13 protein-coding genes are annotated in these 17,436 nt (G+C 57.9%); 5 read left to right on the forward strand and 8 right to left on the reverse strand.

Going from position 1 to position 17,436, the window contains the following annotated elements; all coding sequences use genetic code 11:
- Nucleotides 1-28 precede the first annotated feature (28 nt).
- The gene (locus DNI29_RS18225; RefSeq protein WP_202910519.1) at nt 29-238 is read left to right on the forward strand and encodes a hypervirulence associated TUDOR domain-containing protein; all 210 of its coding nucleotides are present in this window, start codon (nt 29-31) and stop codon (nt 236-238) included.
- Between the two features lie 75 nt (nt 239-313).
- Here DNI29_RS18225 and DNI29_RS18230 read toward each other — a convergent pair whose 3' ends face one another.
- Nucleotides 314-1,900 (reverse strand): amino acid permease, encoded by a 1,587-nt coding sequence (locus DNI29_RS18230; protein ID WP_110979565.1) that lies wholly within the window; start codon nt 1,898-1,900, stop codon nt 314-316.
- A gap of 563 nt (nt 1,901-2,463) precedes the next feature.
- On the opposite strand from DNI29_RS18230, the gene DNI29_RS18235 reads away from it, so the two are divergent.
- From DNI29_RS18235 to sbcD, 4 genes are all read left to right on the forward strand, one after another.
- Nucleotides 2,464-3,846: an MBL fold metallo-hydrolase gene (locus tag DNI29_RS18235; RefSeq protein WP_110979566.1), complete on the forward strand. Its 1,383-nt coding sequence runs from the start codon at nt 2,464-2,466 to the stop codon at nt 3,844-3,846.
- Between the two features lie 130 nt (nt 3,847-3,976).
- Entirely contained in the window at nt 3,977-4,285 is a 309-nt protein-coding gene (locus DNI29_RS18240; protein WP_123823312.1) for a DUF6970 domain-containing protein, read from the forward strand.
- Nucleotides 4,286-4,423: 138 nt separating this feature from the next.
- Nucleotides 4,424-4,780 (forward strand): DUF6970 domain-containing protein, encoded by a 357-nt coding sequence (locus DNI29_RS18245; RefSeq protein ID WP_110979568.1) that lies wholly within the window; start codon nt 4,424-4,426, stop codon nt 4,778-4,780.
- 82 nt (nt 4,781-4,862) lie between these two features.
- Nucleotides 4,863-6,095, forward strand: a complete 1,233-nt coding sequence (gene sbcD, locus DNI29_RS18250) for an exonuclease subunit SbcD (protein ID WP_110979569.1) — start codon at nt 4,863-4,865, stop codon at nt 6,093-6,095.
- A 161-nt stretch (nt 6,096-6,256) separates the two neighbouring features.
- On the opposite strand, the gene DNI29_RS18255 is transcribed toward sbcD, so the two are convergent.
- From DNI29_RS18255 to DNI29_RS18285, 7 genes are all read right to left on the reverse strand, one after another.
- Nucleotides 6,257-6,781 carry a GNAT family N-acetyltransferase gene (locus tag DNI29_RS18255; RefSeq protein ID WP_110979570.1) on the reverse strand — a complete coding sequence of 175 codons (525 nt, stop codon included), beginning with the start codon at nt 6,779-6,781 and terminating at the stop codon, nt 6,257-6,259.
- A complete protein-coding gene (locus DNI29_RS18260) occupies nt 6,778-7,281 on the reverse strand; it encodes a GNAT family N-acetyltransferase (RefSeq protein ID WP_238388139.1) in 504 nt (167 codons plus the stop codon). The genes DNI29_RS18255 and DNI29_RS18260 overlap by 4 nt, the downstream gene beginning before the upstream one ends.
- 159 nt (nt 7,282-7,440) lie before the next feature.
- Complete coding sequence (locus DNI29_RS18265) at nt 7,441-8,718, reverse strand: glycoside hydrolase family 2 TIM barrel-domain containing protein (RefSeq protein ID WP_110979571.1); 1,278 nt, start codon at nt 8,716-8,718, stop codon at nt 7,441-7,443.
- A gap of 314 nt (nt 8,719-9,032) precedes the next feature.
- On the reverse strand, nt 9,033-10,601 hold the full coding sequence (treF, locus tag DNI29_RS18270) for an alpha,alpha-trehalase TreF (protein ID WP_110979572.1): 1,569 nt from the start codon (nt 10,599-10,601) through the stop codon (nt 9,033-9,035).
- Between the two features lie 4 nt (nt 10,602-10,605).
- Nucleotides 10,606-11,931 carry a sugar MFS transporter gene (locus DNI29_RS18275; RefSeq protein ID WP_110979573.1) on the reverse strand — a complete coding sequence of 442 codons (1,326 nt, stop codon included), beginning with the start codon at nt 11,929-11,931 and terminating at the stop codon, nt 10,606-10,608.
- Nucleotides 11,932-12,114: 183 nt separating this feature from the next.
- On the reverse strand, nt 12,115-13,680 hold the full coding sequence (locus DNI29_RS18280; protein WP_110979574.1) for a RagB/SusD family nutrient uptake outer membrane protein: 1,566 nt from the start codon (nt 13,678-13,680) through the stop codon (nt 12,115-12,117).
- 19 nt (nt 13,681-13,699) lie between these two features.
- The gene (locus DNI29_RS18285; RefSeq protein WP_202910521.1) at nt 13,700-16,750 is read right to left on the reverse strand and encodes a SusC/RagA family TonB-linked outer membrane protein; all 3,051 of its coding nucleotides are present in this window, start codon (nt 16,748-16,750) and stop codon (nt 13,700-13,702) included.
- Nucleotides 16,751-17,436: the final 686 nt, after the last annotated feature.

Consider the following 17,436-nt stretch of genomic DNA (forward strand, 5'->3'; position numbering starts at 1 on the left):
ACCAAAACCCGACATTTCCCATACCATTATGCGCAAAGGCACCCAAGTAACCTGGAAATACGGCACCGGCACGGCCACCGGCAAGATTGAGGAAACGCACAAAGAGTCGGTTACCCGCAAGCTGCAGGGCGCTGAAATCACGCGCCACGGCACCCCTGATAATCCCGCTTTTCTTATTGTGCAGGATAATGGCGACAAGGTGCTGAAGCTGCAAAGCGAAGTGAAGCCAGCCAAATAACTTATTCCCCGATAGGAGACAAAGAAAAAGCCCCGCCGAAAACTCGGCGGGGCTTTTGTTTCAATGCAGAAAGTACTAGGCGTTTTTGGGGTCGGGCTCGATGAAAGCCTGCTCCTCCATTTCGGTGGGCACCACTACAATGCCCTGCTGCAGCTTGGAGTTGCGCTTGCCGTAAATGAAGTACACAATGAAGCCGAGCAGCATCCAGCCCATGGCCACTTTCAGGGTGAACTCATCCAGGGCGGCAATCATGCCCAGGCATACCACCATGCCCATAATGGGCACGAAGGGGAACGACGGCGACGACAGCGGCGCACGGAACGGACGAGGCTGCGCGGGATCTGACTTACGCATGATCCAAACGCCCGCCGACACCAGCACGAAGGCCAGCAGTGTACCGAAGGAGGTCAAATCACCTGCCAAAGAGCCAGGCACAAAGGCAGCAAAAGCGCCCACGAAAATCAGCAGCGCCAAGTTCGACTTGTAAGGGGTACGGAACTTAGGGTGCAGGTCGGAGAAGGCTTTAGGCATCAGACCGTCCTTCGCCATGGAGAAGAACACCCGGCTCTGCCCCATCAGCATTACCAGAATTACAGAGGAGAAACCAAGCAGAATAGCCATAGTCACGGCCGTTCCCAGCCACTCGTAGCCGGGCATGTGGGCTTTAATGGCATACGTTACGGAAGCCTCGCCGCCCTTTGCAGGGTCAGCAAATTCGCGCCAGTTGGCTACGCCGGTCAGTACGTGGCCGAACAGAATGTACAGCACGGTGCAAACGGCCAAAGAGCCGAGGATGCCAATGGGCATGTCGCGCTTAGGGTTCTTCGCTTCCTGAGCGGCCGTCGATACAGCATCAAACCCAATAAAGGCGAAGAATACAATAGCCGCACCGCCGAGAATACCGCCCCAACCGTGCTTGTTCCAGCCTGTGTACTCACGTACTACGGCACCAGCCGCATTCTTCACTGGCTCTGCATTTTCCGGAATCAGGTAGGGCTCGTGGTTAGTGGGGTTGATAAACTGCCAGCCTACTGCAATGAATACCAATACAATAGCCACTTTCAGGAACACCACAATGGCGTTGAACATAGCCGACTCCTGCGTGCCCTTGATGAGCAGCAGCGAAAGGGCCACAATAACCAGCAGCGCAGGCAGGTTGATGACGCCCGTGTGCATCACGCCATCTACAGCGGCGCTTTCAAACGGCGAGTGGCTCCACTCGTAGGATATAGGCGAAAGATGGAACGCCTCTAAGAGCTTGTTCAGGTATTCGCTCCAGGCAATACTTACCGTAGCGGCCCCCAGGGCATATTCCATAATCAGGGCCCAACCGATAATCCAGGCCACAAACTCGCCCATGGTGGTATAGGCGTAGGTGTAGGCCGAACCGGCAATCGGAATCATGGCAGCGAATTCGGCGTAGCAGAGGCCGGCAAAAGCGCAGCCAATAGCGGCCACAATGAAGGCCAGCGTAACGCCCGGGCCTGAGGCCTGCGCGGCGGCAGCTGCCGTGCGCACAAACAAACCAGCCCCAATAATAGCCCCGACGCCCAGCGCCACGAGGTTACCCGCGCCCAAAGTGCGCTTCAGCGAGCCTTCCCCCGAGGAGTTGGCTTCGCCCAGCAGCTGGGCCAGCGGTTTTTTGGCGAAAATATTTGCCATACAGGTTGATGAGAGAAAAGAAAGAGGTGAGACGGGGATTATGAAATTTGCAAAAAAAGCCGCCTGCAAGCAGCTACGTGGGCCGAATATAGCCCTTTATCCGGACAGCGGGACTTGGCTCGGATGCCAACAGAAAGATTTGGGCAGCGTGATGAAACCTAGATGAAGTTAGGCGCTCAGCCCAACGGTACTTATCGGCAAAGACTCCTCACTAACAAAATAGATGCTTGCGCCACTGGCCTATTCTGCCCATCAAGCCCTCATCCCTACCCTAGCTATTCAGCCAAAGCTTCCGCTTACTGCAAGCACACCTAGGTCGGGCTGGGGTTGGTGGTTGCGTGCCGGGTAGGCCTGGCGGTGCGGCAAAACAGGGCCACCAACCTTTTCAGGATCAACCAGGTTACTACCCCGCGCTCAGGGCCAAAGCCAAGCTCGGCCGTTTATGCGCTACCCCTAATATTTTCCGGAACCAATAGGCAGGCTTTTCTTCTTGCTTATATTTGAAAATATGCGCCCGAGCAACGGCTGAGCCAGCTCGGGGGCACCACCACATCCAACACCCCATGAGTCCTCTGCCTAGTAGTACCGGTTCGGTACAGATTCAGCAGTTCTACGACAAAGGCCTAGCCCACGCGAGCTATGCCATCCGCAGCGGCCGCCAGGTGGCCATCATCGACCCGGCCCGCGACCCTCAACAGTATTACGATTTCGCCGACGAGCATGATGCCAAGATCATTGCCGTCATCGAAACGCACCCCCACGCCGACTTCGTCAGCAGCCACCTGGAAATTGCCCGGGAAACCGGCGCTACCATTTATTCCAGCAAGCTGGTAAAGGCCAGCTACCCCCACCAGCCGTTTGATGACGGCCAGCGCATTACGCTGGGCACGGTGGAGTTGCACGCCCTCAATACCCCCGGCCACTCGCCTGATTCTATCAGCATTCTGTTGATGGACGAGTTGGGCCAGAGCCGCGCTGTATTCACCGGCGACACCCTATTTGTAGGCGACGTAGGCCGCCCCGACCTGCGCGAAGACGACAACGTAGGCGGCCACAGCCGCGAGGATTTGGCGGCCCAGCTCTACCAGAGCACTCGCCAGAAGCTGATGACGCTGCCGGCTACTACCCGCGTGTACCCGGCCCACGGCCCTGGTTCGCTCTGCGGCAAAACCACCAGCCCCGACCTCGACAGCACCATTGGCAAGGAGCTGAAAACCAACTACGCCCTGCAGCCCATGTCGGAGGAGGAGTTCATCAAGGTTTTGCTGGAAGATCAGCCCTTCATGCCCAAATATTTCGGCCACGACGTGCTGCTGAACAAGAACGGTGCACCTTCGTTCGAGGACAGCGTACGGGCCGTACCGCGCCTGCACTCGGGCGTTGCTTTGGAGCCAGGGGTAGTAGTTATTGATACTCGCCCGGCTGAACTGTTCCGGGCCGGCCATATTCCCGGTGCTATCAACCTCATGGACGGTGGCAAGTTTGAAACCTGGCTGGGCTCCATCGTGGGTCCGCAAGAGCCGTTCTACCTCATAGCCGATTCGCAGATTGCCCTGGATACAGTTATCCGCAAAACAGCGAAAATCGGGTATGAAGGCAACATCAAAGGTGCTCTGTTGGCCCCGCGGGAACTGCCCGTCACCAGCCCTGATACCGACGTGGAGCACGTGCGCCAGCACCCCCAAGACTACACCATTGTGGACATCCGCAACCGCACTGAAGCCCAGCAGCCCATCTTCGAGAATGCCCTGCTGATTCCGCTGCCCGAGCTGCGGGAGCGGGTCCAGGAAGTTCCGACGAATAAGCCCGTGCTGGTGCACTGCGCCGGCGGCTACCGCTCGGCGGCCGGTGCCAGCATTCTGCAGGCAGCTCTACCCGCGGGCACACCCATCTATGACCTAGGCGAAGCCATCAGTACCTTCCAGCCCCAGTCGGCAACGGTATAGGTGGTAGTGCAACCTTTTGGTTAGGCTAATACTCTCGGAAAGACCGGACCCGCTAGGTTCGGTCTTTCTGTTTATCAAATAATAAGCCCCGATGAAAAAAGCGGTATACCCGATGCTGGCAACAGCACTTTTGCTATCTGCCTGTGACGAAACCGATATAGAAAAGGGAACACCCAGCTGCGTGCGGCAGAAGATCATCAACCTAGCCAGAATCTCTACCTGCAAGGAAGGAGGGGCCAGCGTGCTGGAGTACACGTTTCAGGGCCAGACGGTATACTCCTTCAACCCCGACAAATGCGCTGTATCCGGCGCAGAAATCACCGATGAGAACTGCAATACCCTGGGTTACATAGGAGGCCGAGGATTTGTTGTTAACCTCAAAATCAATGGGGAGCCGTTCAGCAATGCCAAGTACAAGCGCACTATCTGGGAGCAATAAGCCTGGCGTTATGCTTTGCCTATGGCAGACTCCGTGCGAGGCCTGAGTTACTACAACCTTTCGGCACACTTAATACGCCGAGCAAGACCAGCCCCGGCGAGTTTGGTCTTGCTGTTTTCATCTAACCCACAGTTCCTAATGAAAAAAGCATTATACCCCATGCTGGCCGCGGACTTGTTTTTATCTGCCTGTGATGAAACAGACATTGCCAAAGGTACTCCTAGCTGCATTCGGCAGAGCGTTATCAACCTGGAAAGAGAATCCGTTTGTGATGACGGAGTTAGTGTAAATGAATACTTCTTTCAGGGTAAGACGGTGTACGTATTTAACCCCGGCAATTGCATAGCCGATGGTAGCTCCGAGGTGCTGGATGCGGACTGCAATAGGTTGGGGTTTCTAGGTGGTTTCGGGGGCAATACGGTAAATGATGGTCAGGTATTTTTTAGCACGGCCGAGTTCAGGCGTACGATTTGGGAAAAGAATATAACAGAATAGCCTCTACTGCTAGCTCGCTTGCTAGCTCAAACCGCGCAGAACAGCCTTTCTTCTTCCGGCTGACAGGAGTATCTTCGTAGTCATGCGCGTACTACACACCGCCGACTGGCACTTGGGCCAGCGGTTTATTCAGGGCCACGAGCGAACCGAGGAGCATCGTCATTTTCTGGAATGGCTGGTGCAAACCGTGCGCGAGCAGCAAGTAGAAGTGCTGGTAGCAGCCGGCGACATTTTCGACACCGGCTCGCCTTCCAACCAAGCTTTGGAGCTGTACTACTCCTTTCTGCTGAGCATGCGCGGCACCACCTGCCGCGACATTGTAGTGGTAGGCGGCAACCACGACTCACCCGCTACCCTCAACGCCCCGGCTCGCCTGCTGCGCCACCTGCGGGTGCACGTAGTGGGCTGCGTGCCCGATTGCTTCGAGGACCAGGTGCTGGTGCTAGACGATGCCCAGGGCAAGCCCGGCCTGGTAGTGTGCGCCGTGCCCTTCCTGCGCGACCGGGACATTCGACTCTCGGTGCCCGGCGAAACGGCCGAGGAGCGGGAGGCGCGCATCAAGCAAGGCATTGCCGATCACTATACCCGCTGCGCGGAGGTAGAGCAGGTGTGGCAGCTCAAGGACCTGGGCCTGCCCGTGCTGGCTACCGGCCACCTCTACGCCGCCGGTGCCGCCCCTTCCGATTCAGAGCGGACTATTCACGTCGGCAACCTAGGCCAGATTACTGCCGACCACTTCCCTGCCGTATTCGACTATGTGGCCCTGGGGCACTTGCACCGCCCGCAGCGGGTAGGCGGACGGGAGCATATCCGGTATTCGGGTTCCCCCATTCCGCTGTCGTTTTCCGAAATCGACCACCCCAAGGAGGTGTTGCTGCTCGACTTCCGGGAAGGTAAGCTGGCGGAGCTGCAAAGCCTACCGGTGCCGGGGGCGCGGCGGCTGGTGCGCTTCCACGGCACCCTTGATGAGGTAACTCAGGGCCTGACTACTTACGATAACACCGGCTACCCCCTCCCCGCCTGGGCCGACGTGCAGATTCACTCCGAATTGACCCAACTGGAAGTAGCCGAAGCCCTGCTCAAAGTGATTCAGGAACTGGACCGCCGCCACCTGGAGGTGCTGGCCCGCCGCCACTTCCGCCTCGTGAAGCTCCGCGCCCTCGGCGAGGCCGAGGAAACCGACGATACGCCCCTCACCCGCAGCCTCCACGACTACACGGAGCGCGAGGTATTCGAGCAGCGCTTGGAAGCCGAACCCGAAGACCACCGCGCCGAATTGCTACGCACCTTCGATGAGTTGCTGGAGCGGATGTAGGTAGGTAATGCCTCTGTCACGCTAGTAAAGGCACTGTCATGCTGAGCGCAGTCGAAGTATCTCTACCGCTAGCTTACTCCTTTCTGTGAGGACGAAGCGGTAGAGATGCTTCGACTGCGCTCAGCATGACAGTTCTTTTTTGCTCTTACAGAGTTCCGTACCTAAGCATTCTTTACTCCATACCAGCACCACAAGCTGCCATCAGGCTCCGTGAATTCCTCCTGCAGCCGCATGCCCAGCTTTTCCAGCACCCGGCGGGAGGCGGTGTTTTCGTGCATCACGGTGGCATTGATTTCCGGGAGTTGCAGCACTTCCAGGCCGTAGTGCAGGGTAGCGTGGGCGGCTTCGGAGGCGAAGCCTTGGCCCCAGTGCGGGGGTAGCAGGCGGTAGCCAATGTCGTAGTAGTTGGTGCGGCCGTTCACCTCGCTGTCGTTCACTAGCTTGAGGCCGCACCAGCCGATAAACTCCTGCGTATCCTGACGCACCACGGCCCAGCGCCCTATGCCGTTGCGCTCATACTGCTGCCGGATGTAGCGGATGATGGCCTCCGCCTCGGGAAGGGTGCTGATGAGCTTATTGGGCACGTAGCGCAGCACATCGGGGGTAGAATCCAGGGCCAGAATGCCGGGCGCATCAGCCAAGGTGAGGTCGCGCAGCAGCAGGCGCGGCGTTTCCAAGCGAATCATGGGCGCCGCACGGCGTAAATCAGCTCGTCGATGTATTCGCCGTGCTTGAAGAATGTCTTTTCGAAACGGCCTTCCAGCACGAAGCCGGCCTTTTCCAGCACCCGCTGTGAGCGGGGGTTGGTGCCGAAGGGCCGGGCGAAGATGCGGGTGATATCGAAGGTGCGGAAGCCGTAGTCTACCATCTGCCGCACGGCTTCCGTGATGATGCCCTGCCCCCAAAATGGCTCGCCCAGCCAGTAGCCTAGCTCGGCATTCTTGCGCTCAATGTTGGCGCGCACATGCAGCCCAATACCGCCCACCGCTTCGCCGCCTACCTCAATTGCCATGATGTTTACCGGGTTTTCCTCGGTAGCCAGGGCGATAAAGTCGCGGCCGTCTTCCTCCGTGTAGGGGTGCGGAAACTGGTCGTTCATGTACCGGGCAATGGCCGGGTTGTTGGCGTAGCGGACGAGGCTAGGCAAATCGGCCGGAGCCCAGGGGCGGAGGGTGAAAGGCATCATACGTGGTTGTTATCGAGATTATAATTATTAATCCGCCTGTCATTCCGAGCGGAGGGAGGAATCTCGCGTGCTGATGTTGCAAAACTAGCTTTGACGCCGGCACGCGAGATTCCTCCCTCCGCTCGGAATGACAGGCGGTTGTAATAAAGCGCTTTCGGCCTACTTGCCCTTCACATAAAATGGAATATTGGCCGTTGCTACGTTGTCCTTGCCGTCGTAGGCGTACACGAACAGGCGGTAGGCACCTTCCTTGGTGGGGGCTTTAAGAGTGGTCTGGGCTTTGGCACCGGCTGGGATGAGGCCCGGAATGGCGACGGGCCGACTTTCCCGGTCGCCGCCGGATTTGAGGTCGGTGCTTTCCGGGAGCAGCTCGTAGCGGTAGGTTAGTGGGTCTTTATCGGGGTCAGATACAGCCACTACGGCGGGGTAGCTCTGGCCGGGCTGCAGCTGCACGTTGTCGGTGGCTTGCTTGCCATCGAGCTTGAAGCTGGTCAGGTGCGGGGCGCGGTTCTGGGGCCACTTGCCGCTCCAGAGGTACTGCATCACGTCCACCACTTCCGACTCCTTCCCATCCTCGGTGAAGATGCCATACCACGTGGGCGTGCGCTCCTGCTTCTGGCCCCACAGGAACACATAGGTGCCCAGGCACTGGGTTTTGTCTTTGGCCACGGAGGCCTCGTAGCGGCTCTGGTACACAGCGGCTTTCTGGCTGCTCGTTTCCTCTACAGAGGCTTTCCAAGGCGTAACAGGGCTTTCCCAGTGGCCGGTGGGACCCCACTCCGCTACCACGTAGGGGCCAGTCCAGCCGGTGGTGCGCACCTGCTGCGGAATTTCGCCCAGGCCGGCGTAGGTATTGATGCTGATGATGTCCACGGCCGGACACTTGGCCTTGATGTAGTCAACTTCCTTCTGGTTGAGGCCGGCTAGCACGGTGCTGGTGGGGTGGTTGGGGTCCACCTCATGAATCATCTGGGCAATCTGCTGCACGGCGTCCCACACCTTAGGGTTGGTGTACTCCAGATTCAGCTCGTTGCCGATGCCCCAGAACAGCAGGGCTGGGCTGTCTTTGTACTTGAGCACCTCGGCGCGCAGCTTCTGCAGTTGCTCGGCCACGGCCTGGGGGTTGTTGTAGTCGAAGCCGTGCCGCTCCCGGGCCACGTCGAGGCCCAGCATCACGGTGAGGCCATTTTTCTGGGCTTCGGCCAGCACTTTGTCGGCGTTGTGGGTGCTCCAGGTCCGGATGGAGTTGCCACCGTAGGCTTTCACGCGCTCCGGAAACTGACCGCCGCCAGCCCCATTGATAAAGTAGGGCTTTCCACCACGCAGCAGCTCATAGCGGCCCTGGGTTTGGCGGACTTCTACTTTAACAGGCTTGGTTTGGGCCGTGGCGACGGTAGCGGTAAGGGCAAGCAGAGGAAGTAACAGACGAGTTTGCATGGAATGGGAGAAAGGATGGGATAGTGCAGGGGTGCTCAAATTAACTGGTATTTCTCCAGCCCCACAGCATTTACCTACCCTGTATTCTTCCCTACCCCTCGCATGCCTCGCAACCATAACGCCCATGTTGCTGGCCACCCCAGCCTACCGCTCCTAAAGCACTGTCCCAGATGCATATCAGTAGAACAGACCCGATGTTCCAGAGCTTCCTACCCCTGCTCAACACCTGAACCAGTAGTGAACGGCTCCTTTTTGGTTATTTAAACCGACTTGCTGCAGCGAAAACTATTACTAGAGGTGATGCCCAAGCTACTCTACTGTGCTTTCTGCTCATTCAGCATTTTCAGCAACACGCCATTGGTCCAACCAAAGCCGTCCTGGAGCTTGTATTCGCCGCCCCCGGCGGGCTGGTTCAGATCCTTGACGTTGTATTTCTCCATCAGCTTGCCAGTTTGGTTGAATACGCGCACGTTCAGCTCAATCCAGCGGCGGGAAACGGTTTCGGCCAAGCCGGTTTGCTGGTAGCGGCGCAGGCCGGTCACGGCCATGTACTGCAGGGGCGCCCAGGCGTTGGGGGCGTCCCACTGCTGGGTGCTGGCCCGGGTGGTAGTGAGCAGGCCGCCGGGGGCCAGAAATTCCGTTTCGAGGCGACGGGCCGCTAGACGGGCTTGCTCCGGGGTGGCTACCCCGTAGGTGAGCGGGAAGGTTCCGGCCAGGGTGCGCGCCGTAGCCAGGCGGCGCTGGCGCCAGTCGTAATCCATAAACCAGCCTGCATCCGGGTCCCAACAGTAGCGACGGATGGCGGCGGCGCGAGCCAGGGCCTTTTGCCGGTAGCTATTGGCCTGGGCAGTTTGCCCGGCAACGCGGTGGGCCCGAGCTAGGGCTTGCTCCAGGTTCAGCAGCAAGCAGTTCAGATCCACGGGTACCAAGTCGGTAGTGCGAATGGAGCCTAGCTGCCCATCGGGCCCAAACCAGCGCGTGCTGAAGTCCCAGCCTGAAGCGGCAGCGGCTCGCACGTTGCGATAGAACTGCGGGAGCGGCTGCTTGGTAAGGCGGGCCGCTTCCACATCAGCGCGGTACGATTCTTCGCGTGGCAGGTCGCTGTCATCCCAATACCGGTTTAGCACCTCGCCCCCGGTCAGGCGCACGGCGCGGCGGTCGGCTTGCCCGGGGGTAAGAGCTTCGGATCCGGCCATCCAGTAGGCGTATTCCCGGGCCAGGGCAGGTTGGTAGCGGGCCAGTACGGCCACGGAGTCGGGGCCCTCGGCCAGCAAGCCTACCATCTGGGCGAAGAAGGGCGGCTGTGAGCGAGTGAGGTAGTAGGTACGGTTGCCATTGGGGATAAAGCCCAGCTTATCCAGCAGGTAGGCGAAGTTGTCCACCATGTTGCGGACCATGTCCTGGCGGCCAGCTTCCCGCAGGCCCAGCATAGTGAAGTACGAATCCCAGTAATATACCTCACGGAAGCGGCCACCCGGCACCACGTAGGGGTGCGGCAGCGGAATCAGGGAGGAGTACTGGGGGGCTTGCAGCTGGGCCGGGCGGCGCAGCACCGTCCAGAGTGTGTCGAGGTGGGCCCGAATGCCGGCTTGCACGTTGCTATGGTACACGGCTGTATCGGCGGCGGGCAGGTAGAAGTAGCGCTTAGTGAAGGCCTTCAGATCAAACCCCGGGCGGCTTTTTTCCTTTTGGTAGGCGGCCAGCACCACACTTGGGGCCACGGTGGGCAGCATATCCACGAAAGTTTTGCCATCGGGGTACACCTGCCCCATCTGCACGGCCTCGAACAGCCCCGGGTAGAGCTGGCGTGGCGTAGGCTGCCCTAAAGCCAACAGGGGCAATACCAGCACAATACCAGTGCAGACTTTCTTCAGATTCAGCATAGCACTAAGGAAATGGGTGGGCACTTACCTCTGCAGGCCGGGGCGGGCGCACCCGGTAGAGCCGAAGCCCGAACAAGGCAATAAAGCCGTAACACAGGATGGGCAAATAGTACGCTGCAGCTACGTCGTGGTTGGCCACTTTACCCATCAGGTAGGGGAATAATGCTCCGCCTGCCACTGCCATAACCATAATAGAAGAGGCCTGCGGTGTCAGGAAGCCCAGCTTTTTGATGCCCAGCGAGAAGATAGTTGGGAACATGATGCTGAAAAAGAAGTTGATCAGCAGCAAAGCCCCAAAGGAGAGCCACCCCCAACCCTGAGCTACCAGCAGGCACATGACCACATTGGCCAGCGCAAAAGCGGCAAGCAGCTTACTGGGCGCAATAAACCGCATCAAAACCGTCCCCGTGAAGCGCCCCACCATCATCAGCAGCATAAAAACTGCGAAGTAACCAGCCGCCACCGCATCAGTGAGGTGCATTTTCTCAACGCCGTAGTTGATAAAGAATGCCCAGGTGCCACCCTGCGCCGCTACGTTGAGAAACTGTGCCAGCCAAGCCCAGATGAAGTGTCGGTGCTGCCACAGCTGCCGGGCCGGCGGTGTCTTCAGTGCCTCGGCGGTGCCGCCGTAGTAACCGGCCTCGGTTTCGGCGGGCAACTCGGGAGTGTGTTCTACTGACAAAACAGGCACCCGCACAAAAGCAAAGGCTACTGCAATAGCCAGAATAACGCTACCGATGAAAATATACAGGGTTTTAACGGAGGTCAGATCACCGGATGGGTGCGTCCCGCTCAGGATGAAATGCCCGCCGATGAGTGGCCCCAGCACAGCTCCCAGCCCGTTGAACGACTGGGCGAAGTTCAGGCGCTGGTCGCTGGTAGCCTGGGGACCCAGCGCAGCCATGAACGGGTGCGCCACGGCTTCTAAAGTAGCCAGTCCGCAAGCCAGTACAAACAACGCCCCCCGGAAGAATCCGAAGGATGCGGCGTTGGCCGCGGGCACGAACAGAAAGGCCCCCAGCGCGTACAGTCCCAGTCCCAGCAACACCCCCTTCTGATACCCAAACCGCTTCATAAACAAGCCCGCGGGAATGCCCATCACGGCATAGGCCCCGAAGATGGAGAACTGCACCAGCCCGGAATCGGCCTTGCTCACATGCAACACATTCTGAAAGTGCTTATTGAGCACGTCGCCCATGGTTATGGCAATGGCCCAGAGCAGAAACAACGACGTGACGAACATGAGCGTGGGTACGTAGCGCTTCTCTGTGAAGGGTGGTTTTTGAGCGACTGGATGCTGGGCCGGAGCAAAAGCGGAAGGCAAGGACATGGAATAAGCAATAAAGAAAGCTGGTTGGAAGAGTGGAGGCGCAGCTAGGCCCTCGCCTACCCCGGTACTACGAGGTGACTAGGTGTGGGGGTAACGGCGGGCGCCGTTACCCTACCCCCTCAAAGCAAGAACAGCGGCCCGCTGACGCCAGCCGCTGTTCCTGTTTCGCCCGTAGGTTTCGGGTTAGTAACCAGGGTTTTGGGTGATGTTGCGGTTTACATCCACCTGGGTTTGTGGTACAGGATAAATCAGGTATTTCGGGTCGCTCTGGGGCTTGTCTTTGCGGGCTTGCAGGAACTTACCGAACCGGATCATGTCTTGCCGCCGCCACGATTCCCCGTATAATTCCCGCCCCCGCTCATCGAGCAACACATCGAGGTTGAGCGAGCTTAAGGCACTGGCCCCGCGCGAAGGATGCGTCCGCAACGAGTTGACAATGGCCAGCGGCGTGCCTCCGTACGTGCCGGCGCTGGTAGGCGTAGCTCCCCGCAGAATGGCTTCGGCCTTCATCAGCAGCACATCGGCCAGCCGGAAGCTCACGTGGTCGTTTTCGCACCCGTTACCGCCTTTGCCTTCACTCACATAATCGACGGGATATTTCAGGGGCCGAATACCTTTGGCTTCGAGGTCGGCACCAGTTTCGAACAGATTAATTTCCTTGGTGAAAGCCAGTGGTGCCCCGCCGCGGGTGGTAAGAGCAGCGTCGGTGGTCAGGTTGTACTGCTGTCCAATTAAAAAGCCCACGTTGATGCGCCGGCCAGGGTTAGCGGGGCCGCCTTCAATATCATAGGCTACGCCCCGGCGCTTGTCGGCAGTCTCAAACAGGTCGTAGAAGGAAGCTGTAGTGGCCGGACCGTTGTAGCCGTCTACTGGCCGCATGTTGTAGTGCGATATAAACTTCCAGAAGTCGCGGGTGGGGCCGCTGTTGCCGAATGTATTTTCTTGGGTAAAGATGTTTTCGCGGCCGATGGCGCCATTGTTGGGGGCGAAATTATCAAAGAAGTTGGCCGTAAAGGAGTACTTGCCACTATTGATGATTTCGTCGGCCAGCGTTACCACTTGGTTCATGTCGGCCGCCGCGAAGGTGGGAGCCTGCCGGTTAGCGTACACGCCCTTGTTAAGGTAGCATTTCATCAGCAGCACCCGGGCAGCATCTTTAGAGGCCCGACCGGCAGGGCCGTCGGGCAAGTCTTTCTGCACCGCCGTAATTTCACTGACAATGTAATTGAGCGCCTCTGTGCCTTTGCGCACCCGGGCCAGTTCGCTAAGCCGTTCGCCCGGCTCCCGGTACAGCACTTGGTCGTACAGATCTAGCACCAGGTAGCTAGCCCAAGCCCGCAGAAACCGCGCTTCGGCCTGCTGCTGCACCGTAGGATCGAAGCGCAGTATGTCGGTAGCGGCGTAAATGATGCCGTTAAGCTGGGTGTAGGTGTCACGTACCCGCTCGTTGTTAGGGTCCCAGGTATGGTTGTACAGAGCACGCCACTTGCCATTATCATCCCAGTCGGGGCCGCGGGTAGGCATAATACGGGCATCCGTGGACACTTCCTGCAGCGCGAACACGCTCACGCAGCCCTGAATAGGGTCGCGCTGCGAATTGTACACCCCGATGAGTAGGGCCGCCGGGTTGCCGCGCGGAATCTGGTCCTGCGTGAGCTGTCCTTCCAGAGTTTCATTTAGCTCACAGCTGCTGGCCACCTGTAGCAATGCCAAAACGGCAGCCGTGCAAACAATCTTAGAGTAGTTCATGGTGGGAAGAAATTAGAGCCTACAAGGAGAAGTTGACGCCGAACGTGAAGGTGCGCGCACTAGGATAAGGCAGATAGTCAATGCCAATAGAAGGCACCTGATTAGCCCCCCGCTTCACCGTGTTGATTTCTGGGTCAAACCCATCGTAGTCGGTAATCACAAACAGGTTCTGCCCCGTCACGTACACCCGCGCTCCTTTCACAAAACTGCCCACGTTGCCAAACTCGTAGGAGAGCGTAACGTTGGACATTTTCAGGTAGTCGCCCTTCTCTAGGTAGCGCGTAGAAGCCGCCGATGGATTACCCGTTGCTTCCTTGATGGAGTTTTCAAAGGTGGAGAGGGCAATGTTTTTACCTGCCCCAATCTGGCCCACGTTGCCCACCGCGTTGAGGGTATTGTTGTAGATATACTGACCGAATACGCCGGTCATATTCGCAATCAGGGCCAACTTTCCGTAGCGGGCATTAGCACTCAAGCCTAGCAGCGTGCGCGGGTTAGGACTGCCAGAGTACGCAATGGGTCCGAAGGCATTGGACAGTCCTTGTTCGTTTAGGCCAGTGTACTGGGGTAGGAAGAAAGCGTTGATAGGGTATCCGTTGCGAATACTTTGCGACAGTGCTCCTGTAAGGCCCTGCCCATTGATGGCACCTGTGGGAATAGCCGCACCGGTTAAGTCTGACACTTCATTGCGAATGAACGTGGCGTTGGCGTTAAAGCCTACCTCAACTTTGTCGTTGCGTACCAGCACGGTTCCTAGGTCCAGCTCTACCCCCTTGTTCACGATTTTACCGTCGAGGTTTTCCCAGCGGATGGCCGCGTTGGAGGGCCTAGGCTCGCCCGGGGTAGTCGGGAACAGCAGGTCGGTAGTGGTTTTGTAGAAGTAGTTGGCCGTGAACAGGAGGCGGTTGTCAAGGGCCCCTACGTCGATGCCGGCGTTGAACTGGGCATCCGACTGCCACTTCAGGTCGGCGTTTTCATCATTGAGCGGCGACTGAGCCCCGTTGTTGTCGAGGGTGTAGCGGAACTGAGCTGCACCCGCCGGAAACTCCTGGTTGCCCGTGCGGCCGTAGCCGGCCCGTAGCTTGAGCTGGGTAAGCTGCTCGGCCGGGAAGAAAGCCTCCCGGCTCAGGTCCCAGGCAATGGCAAAGGAGGGAAAGTAGCCTACCCGGTTATTGGGGCCGAACTTGCTGCTCTCATCGCGGCGCAGGGTGCCGGTCAGCACGTAGCGGTCTTTGAAGTTGAGGATGGCGCGCCCAAACACCGACTGTAGCTGCGACGACGGATCAACGAACGAGGAGATGTTGCGGGCTCCAGTAGCCGAATACTGAATGTAGTTGGTGTAGTCGAGGCCAAACACCCCAAAGCCCCCTACCGCCGGGTTGCCAAACGCATTCGTGTTGGAGCCCGAGTTGGCAAACTTCGTGTACTCGTACCCCAGCAATGCGTTCAAACTCACGGCATCGGCCAAAGACTTGTTGAAGCTGAGTGTATGCGCAATTTGCTGCGTCACTAGTTCATTGCCGCTGATGGCGGCGAAGCCTTTGTCAATCAGATCCGGAAAGTTGATAAGGCGCTGGTCGATGGAAGTGCGCCGCTGCCCCGTGTTATAGTTTACGCTCAACAGCGCCCGATATTCCAGCCAGTCGGTAAACTTGTAGTACGGCGCGATACTAGCCAAAACAGTGGTTACGCGGGAGTTGTCGTTGAAATACTCCTGGTTAGCCAGCGGATTCACCACGTCGCCGGCCTGCACGAACAGCGAGCCATCGGGGTTGCGCAGGGGTTGGGTTGGGTTCCACTGCAAGGCCTGCCCGATGAGGCTGCCCCGGAAGCCGGCATCGGTCGTGATGGGGGCCAGCTGCTCCCGGAACTGGCTGGTGTTCAGGTTCACATCGAGCCCCAGCTTCTTACTTTGCAGAAACTGTAGGTTGGTGGAGAGGTTGGCGCTGTACTTCTTAAATCCGGTTTTGCGCACAATACCATCCTGATCGAGGTACCCGAGTGAGATGCGATACCGGCCGGTTTCGCCACCGCCGCTCACGGCCAAGTTGTAGTTCTGCAAGTAGCCGGTGCGCAGGATTTCATCCAGGGCATCCACATCACCACCTTTATCAGTGGAAGTCGGCACCCCGTAATAGGATATGGCCTCCCGGTACTGGCCGGCATCCAGAAAATCTGGCCGGCGCAACAGCCTTGAAAAGCCACCGGATACGCCCACCGTGAGCACCGGCGTGCCTAGTTGGCCTTTCTTGGTGGTGATGAGTACTACCCCATACGCCGCCCTCGAACCGTAAATAGCTGTAGCCGAGGCGTCTTTGAGAACGGTGAACGTCTCAATATCATCGGGGTTAAGAAAATTGAGCGGGTTACTATCGGCACCAGCACCAATATCGGTGGAGGCCACCAGCCCGGGCCGGGCCGAGCGCCCATCAAGCGGAACGCCATCCACCACGTACAGAGGCTGGCCAGTGCCGGTTACGGCTGAGTTGCCCCGAATGCGAATGGTAGCTGGCCCGCCCGGCTGGCCGCTGTTGTTGCCTACTTGCACCCCCGACACGCGGCCTTGAATAAGTTGGTCGGGCGAGGTGAAAGTGCCTCGGTTGAAGTCTTTCTCCCCGATAACGGCCACGGCCCCGGTCACGTCATTTTTTTTCACAGTTCCGTACCCTACTACTACTACCTCTTCCAAGGCCTTGGCGTCGTCGCGGAGGGTAACCTGCAGCGAGGATTTGCCCGCAATGTCAACCCGCTGAGTAGTGAAGCCGACAAACGAGAAGGAAAGTGCCGTGGCGGTAGTAGGCACCTCCAGTTGAAAGGAGCCATCGGAGCCGGTGCTCGTTCCGACGGTTGAGCCGGGCACAATCACCGTTACGCCCGGCAGGCCTGCCCCCGTCGCATCAACTACTTTGCCGGAAACTGCCCGCGTAGCTTGTGCCTGAGCCAGCAGGGGTAGCAGGCTCAGCATCACACTGGGGGCCAGTAACGCCAGCCGCCCGAGCTGGCTGCTACCTGTTGTAGCCCCTCCCAACTGCTTGTGGGAGGTATACCATTTGTACCCGTTTTTGCTCATAAGTGAAAGAATAAAGTGGGAGGAAGTAGGTAAGAACTGGACCGCGTTGCCGTGGGATGCAGTGGTTTCTGGCTCGTGGCCGACAGTATTTGGTAATGGCCTAGGGTAGCCCTAGCGGCAAAAACTTATTTATCTAACTAGGCTTGGTATTTCCCAAGGCTAAATCATTCACGCTCAACTTTTTCATAGTCACCCAGTATGTATTGCTGCTTAAGAACCTCCAGTCTGCTAAGACTGGGTGCTAATGGCTAGCGCTGGATTGTTATTGAGCTAGGGCTCGCCACTCAGGTGAGGACAGGAGGGCCACCAGTTAGGTGGCTGCTGTTTCTCACCGCAGTCCATTCTTCACGTTTGTTCAATCAGGGTCCTGGTAGCTGAAGCAGGTTTATTAGTGCTGAATTTCAGCGCTGTGGTCACTTGCAAACCCCTTATAGCCTACCCAAAACTTGGATCTGCTAAGATGTGGAGCAGAAAAATCGGGCTCAGTCAAGCTCCAGTTCCGCAATCGGTTGCAATAGGCGGTAGGGCGGTGTTTGGCAAATGAATCTGCTTCCCCCCCTTTCTGAAAATGTGTATCAACCAAATATCAAAATTCTCAATTCAAGCTTTATGATAAATACCTAATTATCAAAATATTATATAACCACAACATCATCAAGAATATAATCATCTTGTTAGTGGTGTAT

Origin of the sequence: Hymenobacter sediminis (genome assembly GCF_003231285.1) — a bacterium.
In the GTDB taxonomy this organism is placed as follows: Bacteria; Bacteroidota; Bacteroidia; order Cytophagales; family Hymenobacteraceae; genus Hymenobacter; species Hymenobacter sediminis.